We start from the raw sequence: 15437 nt of genomic DNA on the forward strand, positions 1-15437 counted from the left end.
ACCGCCAAAATGGGTAAATCTAGTTTAGGAAATGGAAATGATTTCAAAAAACTGGTTCCAAGCAATTTTCAATCGCTTAGAACCAGTTTTTTATTACTTTCTGGCTAGTTTTGTCCCAGCCTCTTTTGTTTAGGTGCCTGTGTTTAGGTGCCTGTCACTCCCCGGAAAAGCTCGCTTTTTGTCGAACAAAAGTTGTTTGGATGCTTATATTAGACCATGTTCATTCGACAAAAAACGGGGAGTGACAGGCACCAGTAGAAACAGGCACTAATAGAATAATAAAGATAGCAATACGATACGATTATCATTATAATAAGAGATAGATGAATGAAGAGGAGACTAAACTATGTCCGAGAAAAAGAAGCTTAGTACCAGAGAAATTGTACAACAACAGTTGGAGCGTAAAAAGCAGGCTCAAGCAAATAATAAAAACTCTAAGCATGGTAATGGCTCAGCGAAGAATATGCAAAGCCAACTTGCGAAGAAACCAAGTATGACTCGCCGTAAAATGGGCAGTTAATCATTGATTTAAAAAAGCATCTTACTATCATAGTGGATCACTTTATATAACGGACTAATAGAGACATGGATTCATGTCTCTATTTTGTTATTCTGTGTTAGCTCCCTCGTATAGAGGGCCTAAGTATTTATCTGAATTCTGAAGCTATAATCGGTTTAGGCAGTTGGGAAACCAAACTAAACATGCAATTAATCATCTATCTCAGCCTTGCCTTCTTTCCGTAACTTTTGTAGAGATGTAAGCATGAGATTGATTTCTTCATCGGAGTGTCTTTCCCATGAACCTAATTCCGCAATTATTTTCAATGGAGACTTGGATCGATAAGAACGTGTTGGGTTTCCGGGAAACCTTTTGTCTGTTAAGTTCGGATCATTTTCAAAATCCCCTAATGGTTCTACAATATAAATTCTTTCTTTTGAGCCAGAAGTTGCTAATTCTGCTCCCCATTTAGCAGCATCTAATGTTGCAGTAAAATAGATATAGTTTGATCTTTTATCCTGGTAATTGGATACATACTTCGGTTCTAATAGCTCTCCAATTTTCAGTTCTGCTTTAGTACCATGAAAAAAAGGCCCTTTATCTAAGACGTCTTTATTGTCGTTCATACGGATACACCTCTTTTTAGATTTGTGTATAACAGTATAGTATGGGAATGATAAAAAAAGTAGTCTATAAATAACTTATTAATAGTAGTATAATATAAGTAGAGAGAATAATATCGAACTAACAAGAGTTACACAAGGTGATCCAGATCCAGGGGGTCACCTTTTTATTTTTATCCAAAACATACCTATATAAAAGTGCTAATAAGGAAAAGGAGGAATGAAATGGAGGAGTATTATTGGGATACCCAGCTGGAATATCTTAAAAGAACAAGAGACTTATATTACAATGATGACTATCTGGAGTTTTTAGTAAAGAGCGTTTGGAAGATTTCAAAACCAGTGCATATGATTGATTTTGGTTGTGGTTTTGGCTATCTGGGGCTTAAGTTATTACCCCTTTTACCAGAAGGATCGAAATATACAGGAATAGATAAAGGGCAACAACTTATTAATAAGGCGAAAGAGTATTTTCGTGATTTTCCTTATGAAACGGAATTTTTTGTAGCGGATACAGAAGCGATTGAATTAGAGAGCAAGTATGATGTTGCAGTGTGCCATGCTTTTTTACTGCATATGTCTAAATCCAAAAGTATGCTACAAAGAATGGTGGAATCTGTAGTTAACGATGGAAAAATAATATGCTTTGAACCTCACTGGATTTCTGGTATGTCTTCATATGAGATTAGTGGATACAACCAGTCACAACTTGTTCCACTTGGAATTCTACAAAAATTATTTGAAGAGACATCCAGAGGTGGTAAGGATGGAAATGTTGGAGTGAAAGTGCCACAATACCTATCTGAACTGGGCGTCAAGAACATTGAGTGTAGAGTTAGTGATAAGGTTAACTTCCTCCATCCAGATAAAAATCAACAAGAAAAGGAACAATTATTTTCTTCACTTAAAGAAGAAGGAGTAGGTGCAAAGCCAGTAAATAAAGATCAGTTTATGGACAGTTTGATAAATTGTGGGGTTACGTTTAAGCAAGCAGAGCAACAATATGAGGCTGAACTTTTATTTTCACAACTATTTAACATGGAGTCTTCTTTACTATACGCACCTAACATGAAAATAACTTATGGAGAGATAAAAAGGAGGTAATTGAAATAGGGAATCTAAAAAAAGGTTATGGATTAGATTCTAATGGCTTTATTGTAAGTGATGTTCATAGAGACAAGATTGAAGATGTCTATATGAGTTGCATTCGTGAAACTGTTGAGAGGTTAAGAAGTTTATTTCCCTTTGAGTTACATAGTGTTTATGTGTACGGTAGTGTGGCTAGAGGAGATGCGGTTGCAAAGAAATCTGATTTAGATCTTATCGCCATGTTCCATACCAAACTTAGTTCTGGTAAGTTAACGGAATTAAAGAATCTTGCAAGTGAACTTTCTTATAAGTATCAATCATTAGTACGAGAAGTGGGAATTGCTGTGGCATATTATGAAGATACGGTTGACCCTGCCAATTATTACGAAAATGCATTTATAAAGGAACTCAGTGTTTGTGTATATGGAGAGGATTTAGGTGTACGATTTGGTCCTTATAAACTGACATCAGAAATAGCTATTAGTTTTAATGGCGATATTGAAGCAGCGCTTACTAGGACGATAAAGAGGATGGAATCGGCCTCTAAGGAAGAGTTTAAAACATACACTCAAGGCTTCGCACGTAAACTAATTCGGACCTACTATTCCATGGTTATGGTACGTTCTCAAGTGTGGTCGACACGACTTCACGAACAGACTGAAGTCGTTGTGCACCACTTTCCAGAAAAAGAATCTACTATTCGTACGTTACTAGATTGGATAGAAGACCCACCGATTGACCGTGAGACCGTTAGCCACCTGTTTATACGTGAAGGCAGATGGGCTAGTGAAAACTTTATAAAAGAAGCCAAAATTCAAGGTTAGCCAATTGGTTAAACTAGGCCCTTTCATCTGATTAGATAAGATCCAATATTTCACTAGGCGTAGACACCTGATAATCTGGTTTTTCTTTCTTTACTACTTCAATAGAATCATAACCCCAACCAACCCAGATAATTTTTACTCCAGTTTTTTGACAAGCTAGAATGTCTCTTTGTTCATCACCGACATAGATTACTTCCGATGGGTTTAGGTTATGTTCTCGAAGATATCGGTTAAGAAGCTTATCTTTGCCAAGAATGCTACTGGAGCAAAGAACGTTATCGATACTTGTGATATTATTGCGCTTTAAAAAGCTTAGAATATTTTCTCGAGAATTAGAGGAGATAATACTAGTTTGGTAGCCTTTATGATCAAGTTGATGCAGCATATCTTTGACACCATCGAATAACCTTAACTCATGTAATGATTTATGGTAAAGGTTGTATAACTTTGGTGCGATGATCGGCACCTTATACATCGAAAAATCTAATTGTTTAATTCGTTGCTTAAGGGAAAGTTTCTTAAGGATCTCAACATCTGAAGGTTGAATCTCTTTTAAGTTATATTTCTTGGTAAGCGAATTCCAACTCGATACTAGAATTTCTAAGGAATCCACAAGAGTTCCATCAAAATCAAAAATAACATGTTTTATCATTTTACAAGCACTCCATTCAATTACATCAAAAGAAGGAGAATAATGATATCCGTCTCCTTCTTGTTTACCTTACCATATATGTGAGTTATGCAAAATTGTTTACTGACTTATTTGAGATAAAATGTGGAACCATCTTGTACGGTAACATCGTCACGTTTTTTCACTTCCTTCATCAATTGAAAAAGGGCCTTGTCCTTTTGCTTTGCCTCAATCATACAGTCTAGTTGAGGAACTGATCCTTTTATCTCATTTAGAAAGCTGAAAAACATCTCAACATCGACAAAATCGGAATGATGGCGGAATTCTTTCTCACTTTTTGGACTGGATATGTGCATTTTAATTGGAAGTGGTGAGTGCTCCCAGGTTTGAACAACAGAATCCCAATGCTGTTGCCAGTTCGAATCTTGATGATGAGCAAGATGATGATGATAATCGAAGACCAATGGGATATTAAGCTTCTGACAAAGGTAGAGCGTATCCTCTAATGTGAAAGAAGTATCATCATTTTCCAACATAATCATCTTTTGAATCCCTTTTGGAACATCCATCCAAGCATCGACAAATTGCTCCAATGATTTTTCTGTATCTTTATAGTTTCCACCAACATGCATGACCGCCCGGTGCGTTGGGTCTATGCTCATTCCTTTTAGAATAAGATAGTGCATCTTTAAGGTTTGTAGGGAGTTTTTAAAGACCTCTTTCTTAGTAGAATTTAATAGTACAAAGTGGTCTGGATGGAAGTCCACTCTTACATCATGTTCCTTGATGAAATCCCCCAGTTCCCGAAGTGACTTCCTCAATGGCTTTATATAATCCCAATCAGGTATTTCCTCATGATTGGCTAACGGTATTAATCGGGAGGTTAACCGGTAAAAATGTATTTCGGAAGCTACATTATGTTTTAATAACCGCAATGTATTATGTAAGTTCGAAAGTGCAATCCGTTCCAACTTTCGAATAGCTGCATCTCGGTCCGTTAATTTTTGAAATTGGGCAAAGGTCATGGTCTGTGATGGGGATGCATTTTGTAATTCCATACTCATCGCAACATAACCAAGTCTTACAAGTGTCAAGGCCATCAACCTCCAGTTGTTAATACTCTACAGATGCCCCAGATAACCGTTTTACACCACGAATCTTCGCAATATCTTCCACCAATTGGAGCATGGCCAGGTTTTTCTGTTTTGCTTCGATCATGATGTCAAAATCTCGATTCAATTCTTTAGCTATCTTTAAAAAAGGTTGGATAAACACCAAATCAACGTAATCGGCATGTGAACGAAAGGCTGATGCTGACTTTGGTGAAGATATATGAACCTTTGGTGGGATGTCTCGATGGCTCCATGTGTTAAAAATTCGTTCTAAGTAATTCTCAAGCTCGACCTCCCCTTTATTCGCCATATAATGATGATAATCCAGAGTCATGGGAACTTTCTCTTTCTCACTAGCCTCCAACGTTTCTTTTACATCATAGGTCTTATCATCATTTTCCAGTGTCATATAATACTGTACTTTATCCGGCAACTCTTTCAAATTCTCGTGAAAGCGTTCTAATGTCTGTACCTTATCTCCATATGCTCCACCAATATGGATGTTCATGATAGAGGTGTTAAGGACACCCATTGCTTCAAGCATACGGTAATGGTATTCCATATCCTGTACAGCGTTTTTGGTAACTTCTTTTCGTGGGCTTGTAAAAAGCGTATACTGCCCGGGATGGAAACTTGTTCGAATTTGATATTTTTTTATTAGCCTACCTAATTCCTTCCACTCCTCTTTAAACGGAGTAATATAGTCCCAGCCAGCCTCAGGATGAGTTGCGAGAGGGGCAAGCATGCTTGAGAAGCGGTACAGCTCGATTTCATGGGCGATATTGTAGCAAAGTATTCGTTTCGTATGATGTAAATTTTGAGCGGTTACTGTTTTAAGGGTATCCAAACGTTCCTCCTTAGGGAGCTTGGAATACCGTGCGAAGGTTAATGTTTTAGAAGGACTTGCATCCCATAAGCCAAGTGCATTCGCAACATAGCCAAATCGTATCTTCATCTAGGCAGCCCCTTGATTTGGATGATTGATAATGAATATCCTTATATTTTGTTAGCGAATAATTTCTTATACGTTGTTTCGCATTTCCTTTCTATAACTCGTAAAGGTCTGGAATAGTAACAGGGATTCAGTAAAGAATAAAATAAGTAATTTTGGAATGGAGGTTAATACATGAAACAGAGAAAACTACCAGCATTATTAATAATATTTCTTATACTAATTCCATTAACTACTCAGGCTCATGTGAAGTGGTTTACAGAAGTAGTACCACAGAAAGAATCGATAGAAAATATTCTCTCTCCGTTCTTTATGTTCGTTGCGTTGCTTGTTTCTGTGTTATTAGGTATCCTGCCTCAACTACTCCCTAAAATTATGGAAATCCCTTACGCGAAGAATGTTGATAAGAAGCTAGATAATTACCGGGTTTATTCAAGAGATATATTAAAATATGGAACAGCATTAGCATTAATTATTCAGGTTTTTTCTCATACGCTTTTTGCACCTGAGTTCGAGCTAGTAGAAACATGGGAGTACATAGTAGTTTGGGCTGCTATTATCCTGCTATTGATCCCTTTCCACTATGCTACAAAGGTGGGAGCGTTTTTAGTGCTACTTCTATTTATTAATGTTGTAAATGATGTCGGTATCTTTCATATGCTTGATTATGGATTTTACTTGGCCATCATATTCGTATTAATTATAGGGAAAACAAAGTTGGAAAAGTGGGGGTTCCCTTTTCTTTATTTAGGAACAGGGCTATCACTTTGCTGGGTTGCGGTAGAGAAATGGGTCTACCCTTCGATGAGTCTAGATATTATTCATAATCATGGTGTTCCAACGTTTGGATTTCCACCAGAAGCATTCATCGTCTTAGCGGCATTTATCGAATTTGTAGTTGGATATTTATTAGTTGTTGGTGTATTAAATCGAATACTAGCGTTTGTTTTGACATTAATCTTTTTCTCCACAACAATGCTGTTTGGTTATACGGAAATTATTGGACACTTCATGATTCATATTGTGTTAGTCATCTTTATCATTGAGGGGGTTTCGTTTTATAACCCACCTATTCGAATACATAAGTCCATTATTGATCAGGTAATCTTTGTATTCTTGAACTTCATCTTTGTTCTGGCAACATTTATCTTAATTTACTATAGATTTGCCTAGTGTTGAAAGATAGTACCCGTTAAAACTGATCAATCAAATTGAAGCGCGTAGAGCAGTAATTGTTTAGAAAAGTGCAGGGTCTACCTGCCTATTGAATAGCTGACTAAAGTCAGGGGCATTTCAAAAAAATGCCCCTGTTATTTAGTTTTTGAATGCCTTCTCTACCGGACACTATACATGCCTTTATTAACCAGGGTATTGATTAACTGAGCCATTTCTCTAGGGGATTGTGTCATCCCATTTTCCATCCACATTTTGAGCACTTGAACACTGCCACTGACAATGAATGAGCTGATATATGCTAATTTTTCTTTGTCAGAATCGTATACTTCCATCCAGTTCTTTATAATAAACCCTTGCGCAACATCCATCACTTTTCTGTGGAAAGAAGAATCTCCACTTTCATTTAGTAGAATCTGGCATTCCTCATGCTTTGTAGCAAAGTATGTCAATAGTCTTTCTGCCATGTGGATTGCTTCATCTTCATCTTCCTCTTGTACATTTAACTCACTTAAATATCGATTCAAATCGTCAATAAGTTCATTCTCAATTTGTGTGAGTAATGCATACTGATCTGTGTAATGAGCATAAAAGGTCGAGCGATTCACATCGGCTATCTGACAAATCTCTTTGACTGTAATTGAGGAAAGCGGCTTTTCCTTTAATAACTTCAATAAACTATCCTTTAGAACCATTCGTGTATATTTCTTTCTTCTATCCAATTTATCAGAAGCCATGATTTACTCCTCCTAAAATTTTAGTAATCCAACATGATTATATAAAGTGTTGGGTAATGTACTTAATTTACAAAACTGTTTGTTGTAAAAACAACACCGTGTTTTATATAATAATATAGTGGATTTTTTGTTTAGGCAAGAAGCATAGCTCTAGGCGCACCTGCGCTTTTCGTAATGAAAGGGTGAATAATGATAGATATTGCAGCACAGATCATAAAACATAAAAAGCCCATCGTGATTTCCTTTATTCTAGTTACATTAATCAGTGTTATTGCACAATTTGGCGTTTCTGTTAATTACAATATGGTTGATTATTTACCAGAAGATGCGCCATCAACTACAGCACTGGAACTGATGGAACAGGAATTTGATGGGTCTGTTCCAAATACTAGAGTCATGGTAAGTGATGTGACGATACAAGAAGCACTGGACTATAAAGATAAATTAGATTCGATTGCTGGTGTTTCTGATGTAACCTGGTTGGATGACGCCATCGACATTAAGACACCTATCGAAATGGCCGATAAGGACACAGTCGAATCGTACTATAAAGATAATAATGCCTTATTTACTTTCAGTGTTGCTTCAGGAGAAGAAGTGAAGGCAACAGATGCTATTTATGAACTGATTGGTGAAGAGGGTGCCATTTCTGGGGAAGCATTAAATACCGCTACACAACAAAAGATGGCAGTGACGGAAACCATGTATGCAGCAGCATTATTGGTACCAATTATTGTTCTAATTTTAATTCTATCAACCACGTCATGGATTGAACCGGTCTTCTTTTTAACCGCAATAGGTGTTTCAGTCCTTATTAACTTAGGGACCAATATTTTTCTCGGTGAAGTCTCCTTTGTTACTCAGTCGGTTGCACCGATATTACAGCTCGCTGTTTCACTGGACTATGCAATCTTTCTCTTGCATAGCTTCTCCGATTACCGACAAAAGGTGGAAGATCCCAAAGAAGCAATGCGTTTGGCAATGAAGCGGTCCTTTCCGGCAATTATTGCCAGTGCATCCACTACCTTCTTTGGATTTATCGCTTTATCGTTTATGGAGTTTGAGATTGGTTCAGATTTAGGGCTTAATTTAGTAAAAGGTATTGTCTTAAGCTTTATCAGTGTAATGGTCTTCTTACCAGCTCTGACGTTAATGTTTTACAAATGGATTGATAAAACACAGCATAAACCACTACTTCCTGCATTTAGAAATATTGGGAAGCGGGTCGTTAAGGTAAAGATACCAAGTTTACTGATTGTGTTTATTCTTATTGTTCCAGCATTCTTAGCGCAAGGTCAAACCAACTTTATTTATGGAATTGGTGAACAACCAGAATCAACTCGTGCTGGCAGTGATATTGTGAAGATTGAAGAGGTATTTGGTAAGAGTACCCAAATGGTACTACTTGTACCTAAAGGGGACTTAGGAAAAGAAGAGAATCTAGTTCAAGAATTAGAAGGACTAAAGCCCGTAAAAAGTGTACTTTCTTATGTCAACACAGTAGGTGCCGCTATACCTCCAGAGTACTTGGAAGAGTCCATAACCGAACAATTCTTTTCAGATAATTATAGTCGAATCATTCTACAAACTAATACAAAAGCAGAGGGTGAGGAAGCCTTTGCATTTATTGAAGAAGTTCAGGCAATTGCAGAAGGCTATTATGGTAATGAGGTCTATTCACTTGGAGAAGCTGTGACACTGTACGATATTAAGAATGTCGTCCAAAAGGATAATTCGATTGTTAATGTACTAACGGTTGTTACAATTGCTTTTGTGCTATTGATTACTTTTAAGTCCATCACATTCCCGCTCGTTCTGTTGCTTACAATACAGTCAGCGGTATGGATTAACTTATCGGTACCATACTTTACGAATTCTTCTTTGGTTTTTGTAGGCTATTTGATCGTCAGTACGGTGCAACTTGCAGCAACAGTGGACTATGCAATACTATTGACCGAAGCATATAAAGAAAATCGAAAAGAAATGCCTGCCTTAAAAGCAATTAAAGTAACACTCGATGAGAAGATATTCTCGATTGCTATATCAGCTTCTATATTATCAAGTGTTGGTTTTATTCTATGGATTACATCCTCTAATCCGATTGTATCTTCTATTGGATTATTACTTGGAAGAGGTGCTTTACTGGCATTTATTATGGTCGTATTCTTATTACCGGCTATGCTAGTCGTGTTTGATAAAGTCATTGAAAAGACAACTTGGAAAGCAAACTACTATAAGGGGAAATGATGATGAGGAGAATGAAAAAGATACTATTTGTATTACTGGCTGTTATCCTTGTGTTGCCGTCATTTCTTGTAACTGCTAATACAAATGGCAGTAACTCAGATAATGATAAAGTCCAAGGAGAAGGAAAAATTGCTTCTAAGGATGAAGTCGTATACGCAACATTAGATGCAAGTGGGAAAGAACAAGATATATATGTCGTAAATTCATTCGATATTACGAAAGCTGGTACAGTAACAGATTATGGTTTCTATTCCAACCTGAAGAACCTAACCGATTTAGATGAATTAGAACAAACGGACAATGCGGTTCAATTTACTGCATCTGAGGGCAAATTTTATTATCAAGGAAATATTAATGAAGCAACACTCCCTTGGGATATAAAGATTACTTATTTCTTAGATGGTAAGGAATTCTCTCCAGAGGAGTTAGCTGGGAAAGATGGCCAAGTTCAAATCCGAATGGAGACTAATGCCAATAAGCAGGCAAACCCAGTGTTTGGTGAAAACTATTTATTGCAAATCTCCCTTGCCCTTAATTCAGATATCTATAGCAATATCCAAGCTGAAGACGGTATGATTGCAAATGCAGGAAAGAATAAGCAAGTAACGTTTACGGTAATGCCAGAAGAGGAAGCCGTACTAGTGTTAGAAGCGGATGTCACAGAGTTTGAATTAGATGGTATAAACTTCACTGGAATTCCATCTACCATGCCTATTGAAGCTCCAGACATGGATGAAATGACAGGTGATATAACCACATTATCTGAAGCAATAGCAGAAATAAATGATGGTGTTGGAGAATTAAATAATGGAGTCTCCGAACTAAATAGTGGTGTTACAGAATTAGTTGATGGATCGAAGCAATATCAAAATGGTATGGTATCACTTGATCAGTCTTCAGGTGAACTAATTAGTGGGTCAAAAGAGATCAATCAAGCATTAGAGATGTTGAATAACTCCCTCAACACGACTGAGGAACCGGAATTAAGTGGGATACAGGACTTAATGGGAGGACTCAAGCAGCTATCAGATGGTCTTGGTGAGGCAGCTTCAGGATTGGAAATTCTTAAACAGAACTATGAAGACTTAATTCTACAATTAGATAACGCGATGAAGGCAATCCCAGCTTATGACATTACAGAACAAGATATACGTGATTTAGAATCCAGTAATGCAGATCAAGAAATTATACAACAACTTCTTGATACCTATGAAGCAGCAATGACTGCAAAAGAAACCTATGCAGTTGTTGGACCAGGTGTAAAAGGCCTGAATGAACAACTAGTACTTGTAGTTAAGTCGCTCAGAGAGATGGCGGCTAATGTAGACCTGATGAATGATGAGCTTGCTTCTTCTCTGGAAGAAAATGATATGGAAGGCTTAGTTGCACTGCAAGAAGGAATAGCAAAGTTAGCTGCTAATTATGATGCATTCCATTCTGGCTTACTAGGTTATACAGATGGTGTTAGTAAATTGTCTGACTCTTATCAAGAACTACACAATGGTATAACAGTATTGTCTGGAGGAACTAGCGAACTGGAAAGTGGTGTTAGTGAGCTTCATGACGGGACAAATGAGTTACATGAATCAACTAGTAATCTACCAGAACAGATGACAGAAGAAATTGATGGTATGATAGCGGAATATGATAAATCAGATTTCGAAGTGGTATCATTTGTCTCCAGTAAAAATGAAAAGGTAAATTCTGTACAGTTCGTCTTTAAAACAGAAAGCATAAAATACGAAGAACCAGAAGTTGTCGAAGAACCAATTGAAGAAGAAAAGGGGTTCTGGGATTTATTTTTGGATCTGTTTAGATAAGAAGGTAATGGAGGTGCCAGTCCTATCGGATTGGTACCTTTTTTCCTTTGTGTCTGTAGAGTACCCAATGAAAATATGAAACTTTTTATAATAGGAAAGAGTACTATAGTAAGAAGAACCGTTACTTTATCCTCATAAAAATTGAGCGGATTGAATAAAAAAAGAAAGATAAACTCAAACAGGAGAGAGGTGAGTTAGTTGACATATAAGCGGGTTTTCATGGTCTTTTTATGCTGTACACTATGTTACGGTTTATTGATGCAACTGGATGTAATAAAAAAGTTGGATCTTCTTGTTAATAAATGGTCCTATACCCTCTCCAATACCGTGACTGATGTTTTTTGGCGATTGTTTACTTGGTTAGGTGATACAGAAACACTAGCTCTTTTATCTGTATTGATGATTATATTTCTGTTTTTGCAAAAGAGAATTCAAGAAATGATACTATATATCTCCGTTATCACTTCAGGAGTGCTGATTACATTTCTTCTTAAAGTTATCATACAAAAGGAACGACCAGGAGAAGTCGAGTATATCGATTTCTTGGGGTTTGGTAAGGAGACAATTTCCTATAGTTTTCCAAGTGGGCATGCAGTAAAAAGTTTATTATTGTTTGGATTTCTAATCTGGATGATACGGAAAAACTATCTTAAGAACCAATACACCATAAGTTTAACATTACTTTTGCTAATAGGAATTATATTCTGTGGCATCGGACAGATTTTTCTCCATGAACATTATCTAAGCGATGTAATAGGTGGATATTTAATTGGTATTACAATTCATTCCTATTCATTATGGTTGTATTATTGGTGGAGAGAGAAACAGAAGCAATCTACTTTACCATATAGAAATGCACAGTAAATATCGGACATGGAGGTGAGTGCCACCTCCATATTTTCTATTTTAATAAATTGTTAATAATTTAACAAGAGTTAATTTAGAAGTACACCGTAAAATAAAGATGGAGAACTCGGAAGATGGTGGTGAATAATAATGACCATTAAGAAACGTTTACTCATATCGAACATCGCTATGATTATTATACCTGTACTGTCATTTTTCGGTATCGAAATCATATTGGGTTATTTGATGTTTTATATTTTTGATGGGATGACAGAAGGAGAAAAAATAAATATATTTCTTTCTACGAGATTGATTAGTTTATTAATTGTATTAATTCTTACCAATGGCCTATTAACCTACTTTGTTGCCAAAAGTATTATTAAACCAATTCAACAACTATCAATGGCTGCAAAGGAAATTGCCGGTGGAAATCTTGATTTTTCTGTAGAAGTAAAGGGAAGTGATGAAATTAGTCAATTAGCTTCATCATTTGAGACCATGCGTAAAAATCTAAAAGAAACAGAAGCCATTAATATCAACTATGAGAATAATCGAAAAGAATTAATAGCCAGTATTTCACATGATCTAAAAACGCCAATTACTTCGATTAAGGGGTATGTAAACGGAATTCGAGATGGTGTTGCCAATACTCCAGAAAAAATGGATAAATATATGGTAACGATTTCGAGGAAAGCAGATGAGTTAGATCATTTAATTGATGAACTATTTATGTATTCAAAACTCGACTTGAATAAGGTACCATATCATTTAGAACGACTAGACCTCCATGCTTACCTAGATGATTATGTAGAGGAATTACGCTTCGATTTGCAAGGGAAAGGTGCCCTTATCCGATTCCATGTAGATGAACAAGAGGATTATCTGGTGAAAGCTGACCGTGAAAAGCTGAATCGAGTAATTGCGAATATAATAGTAAATAGTTTAAAGTATATGGATAAAAAGACACAAGAACTTGATGTATTCCTTTCCACTACTCCACAATTTATTCAAATTCAAATAAAAGATAATGGAAGCGGAATTAACACGCATGCACTTCCCCATATCTTTGATCAGTTTTACCGTACAGATGCATCAAGAAATTCCTCCACGGGTGGAAGTGGAATCGGATTAGCAATTGTTAAACGTATAATAGAGGACCACGGTGGTAAGGTTTGGGCTGAAAGTGAAGAAGGAATTGGGACTAGTATATATGTTACACTTCCCAAAGTAGGTGAGGAATCATGAAAAAAATATTAATTATTGAAGATGAGACAAGCATTGCCGAATTGGAACGAGACTATCTTGAGGTTAACGGATTTGAAAGCATTATTGCATCTACAGGTGAAGAAGGGCTTCAAAAAGCACTGTCCGAAGATTATGATCTAATATTACTTGATCTTATGCTCCCAGGTATCGACGGATTTGAGTTATGTAAGCAAATTCGTAAAGTGCGTGACATTCCCATCTTAATGGTCACGGCAAGGAAAGCAGATATTGATATAATTCGTGGATTTGATCGCGGGGCAGATGACTATATTGAAAAGCCATTTAATCCGAATGAGTTAGTTGCACGTGTAAAAGCGCACTTAGCTAGATATGAAAGACTTGTTAAACAACATCAACCAAAGAAGGAAATTCAGTTTAGAGGCCTATCTATTGATCAAAACGCACGTCAGGTATTTATTCATAACAAAGAGGTTCAATTAACGGCCAAGGAATTTGATTTATTATTGTTTCTAGCTATGAACCCTAATCGGGTGTTTAGTAAAGATGATTTATTCGAACGTATTTGGGGTATTGATTCCGTTGGAGATATTTCCACCGTAACCGTGCATATACGAAAAATCAGAGAGAAGATTGAAGTTGACCCCTCTAATCCAGAGTTTATCGAAACCATTTGGGGTGTTGGGTATCGATTCAAGTAGAGATTATCAATTTATTTATTTGTTTGCCTCCTCATGTTATAATGAGGAACTTGAGATAATAATAGCTTTTACTATTAATAGTACGGATGCCAAGAAAAGTCTCCGCCTATTGGTAAAATAGGGAGTGTAGGATAATGAATAAACGATGGTCAATCGATAAAATCAAAGAATTTGTTGAGAAGAATTCAGATAGTAAGCTTCTTACGACAGAATATCATGGTTTTTCTCAAAAGTTATTGTTTAAATGTGCGTGTGGTAACAACTTTGAAAAAACGTTTAAGAAATTCAAAGATAACAAACAACGTAAATGTGAAGTGTGCCAACCTCCAAAAGCATCACGCTAATGATATGCAAATAACAAAAGTGCCTTTTTCCATAAGGAGAAATTGGCACTTTTATTATGCTAGAATATAGAATGGAATTATTGTTTCCAATACAATGGATAGAAACTGCGCGGTAACCACTGCTAATCTCCCAAATAATTAATGGGTATAGTGGTATGATTCCGCTCCGGCAGAATACTCCGCTTTCCGCGGGCCCGGCCTCAGCCTCCTCGAGGAAAGTTCGCCTCTGCGGGGTCTTCGGACACGTGCTATTCCCGTAGGACAAGGAAGGCTTCGGCAGCATAATCATCGCACGAAGAAAATTGCTCTTTATTTTCGAGGAGTCTCCGTATTCTGCCTGCGCTAGTTTAGGTTTTCTATTTATAGATAGTTGTTGCATTATGTTTTTTTGATATGAATACTGTTAATATATAACATTCTAATCCAGCGAAGGAAATACACGGAGACTCCTGCGGGAGGATAGGCATCGGTGAGACCCCGCAGTGCGATAGCGCGAGGAGGCTCACCAGCCGCCCGCGGAAAGCGGAGTGTATTTCCGTAGCGGGTATGATGCTCTATCCAAAATGCTTATCTTACAGCACAGTTTCTATAAAACGTGTATTAATGCAAACTAAA

The 15437-nt window shown here is 36.8% G+C and carries 15 protein-coding genes; 10 read left to right on the forward strand and 5 right to left on the reverse strand.

Annotation, left to right across the window (positions count from 1 at the left end):
• Window positions 1-346: 346 nt before the first annotated feature.
• The gene (locus BN999_RS20590) at window positions 347-520 is read left to right on the forward strand and encodes a hypothetical protein (protein WP_176481931.1); all 174 of its coding nucleotides are present in this window, start codon (window positions 347-349) and stop codon (window positions 518-520) included.
• 188 nt (window positions 521-708) lie between these two features.
• Here the strand turns inward: BN999_RS20590 and arr are convergent, their stop codons facing one another.
• A complete protein-coding gene (gene arr / locus BN999_RS09255) occupies window positions 709-1125 on the reverse strand; it encodes an NAD(+)--rifampin ADP-ribosyltransferase (protein WP_096271106.1) in 417 nt (138 codons plus the stop codon).
• 222 nt (window positions 1126-1347) lie between these two features.
• Here arr and BN999_RS09260 point away from each other — a divergent pair, with 222 nt between their 5' ends.
• Together BN999_RS09260 and BN999_RS09265 are read left to right on the forward strand one after the other, a co-directional pair.
• Window positions 1348-2226: a methyltransferase gene (locus BN999_RS09260; RefSeq protein ID WP_096271107.1), complete on the forward strand. Its 879-nt coding sequence runs from the start codon at window positions 1348-1350 to the stop codon at window positions 2224-2226.
• A gap of 92 nt (window positions 2227-2318) precedes the next feature.
• Window positions 2319-3035, forward strand: coding sequence for a nucleotidyltransferase domain-containing protein (locus tag BN999_RS09265; RefSeq protein ID WP_141249052.1), 717 nt, complete (start codon window positions 2319-2321; stop codon window positions 3033-3035).
• Between the two features lie 31 nt (window positions 3036-3066).
• On the opposite strand, the gene BN999_RS09270 is transcribed toward BN999_RS09265, so the two are convergent.
• The 3 genes from BN999_RS09270 to uvsE (BN999_RS09280) form a co-directional block, all read right to left on the reverse strand.
• Complete coding sequence (locus BN999_RS09270) at window positions 3067-3687, reverse strand: HAD hydrolase-like protein (RefSeq protein WP_255247430.1); 621 nt, start codon at window positions 3685-3687, stop codon at window positions 3067-3069.
• A gap of 107 nt (window positions 3688-3794) precedes the next feature.
• Window positions 3795-4760, reverse strand: a complete 966-nt coding sequence (gene uvsE, locus BN999_RS09275) for a UV DNA damage repair endonuclease UvsE (RefSeq protein ID WP_096271109.1) — start codon at window positions 4758-4760, stop codon at window positions 3795-3797.
• A 19-nt stretch (window positions 4761-4779) separates the two neighbouring features.
• The gene (gene uvsE / locus BN999_RS09280; RefSeq protein WP_096271110.1) at window positions 4780-5733 is read right to left on the reverse strand and encodes a UV DNA damage repair endonuclease UvsE; all 954 of its coding nucleotides are present in this window, start codon (window positions 5731-5733) and stop codon (window positions 4780-4782) included.
• 171 nt (window positions 5734-5904) lie between these two features.
• Here uvsE (BN999_RS09280) and BN999_RS09285 point away from each other — a divergent pair, with 171 nt between their 5' ends.
• A complete protein-coding gene (locus BN999_RS09285; RefSeq protein ID WP_096271111.1) occupies window positions 5905-6903 on the forward strand; it encodes a DoxX family membrane protein in 999 nt (332 codons plus the stop codon).
• A gap of 161 nt (window positions 6904-7064) precedes the next feature.
• Here the strand turns inward: BN999_RS09285 and BN999_RS09290 are convergent, their stop codons facing one another.
• On the reverse strand, window positions 7065-7640 hold the full coding sequence (locus BN999_RS09290; RefSeq protein WP_096271112.1) for a TetR/AcrR family transcriptional regulator: 576 nt from the start codon (window positions 7638-7640) through the stop codon (window positions 7065-7067).
• 189 nt (window positions 7641-7829) lie between these two features.
• On the opposite strand from BN999_RS09290, the gene BN999_RS09295 reads away from it, so the two are divergent.
• The 6 genes from BN999_RS09295 (at window position 7830) to BN999_RS09320 (ending at window position 14822) form a co-directional block, all read left to right on the forward strand.
• Window positions 7830-9887, forward strand: coding sequence for an efflux RND transporter permease subunit (locus tag BN999_RS09295; RefSeq protein ID WP_096271113.1), 2058 nt, complete (start codon window positions 7830-7832; stop codon window positions 9885-9887).
• A gap of 2 nt (window positions 9888-9889) precedes the next feature.
• Window positions 9890-11707 (forward strand): hypothetical protein, encoded by a 1818-nt coding sequence (locus tag BN999_RS09300; protein ID WP_096271114.1) that lies wholly within the window; start codon window positions 9890-9892, stop codon window positions 11705-11707.
• 282 nt (window positions 11708-11989) lie between these two features.
• A complete protein-coding gene (locus BN999_RS09305) occupies window positions 11990-12571 on the forward strand; it encodes a phosphatase PAP2 family protein (protein WP_176481932.1) in 582 nt (193 codons plus the stop codon).
• Window positions 12572-12703: 132 nt separating this feature from the next.
• Window positions 12704-13798 carry a HAMP domain-containing sensor histidine kinase gene (locus BN999_RS09310; protein ID WP_096271116.1) on the forward strand — a complete coding sequence of 365 codons (1095 nt, stop codon included), beginning with the start codon at window positions 12704-12706 and terminating at the stop codon, window positions 13796-13798.
• Complete coding sequence (locus tag BN999_RS09315) at window positions 13795-14478, forward strand: response regulator transcription factor (protein WP_096271117.1); 684 nt, start codon at window positions 13795-13797, stop codon at window positions 14476-14478. The genes BN999_RS09310 and BN999_RS09315 overlap by 4 nt, the downstream gene beginning before the upstream one ends.
• 134 nt (window positions 14479-14612) lie before the next feature.
• Window positions 14613-14822 (forward strand): hypothetical protein, encoded by a 210-nt coding sequence (locus tag BN999_RS09320; protein ID WP_096271118.1) that lies wholly within the window; start codon window positions 14613-14615, stop codon window positions 14820-14822.
• Window positions 14823-15437 lie beyond the last annotated feature (615 nt).

It is taken from the genome of Paucisalibacillus globulus (assembly GCF_900184735.1).
Taxonomy (GTDB): domain Bacteria; phylum Bacillota; class Bacilli; order Bacillales; family Amphibacillaceae; genus Ornithinibacillus; species Ornithinibacillus globulus_B.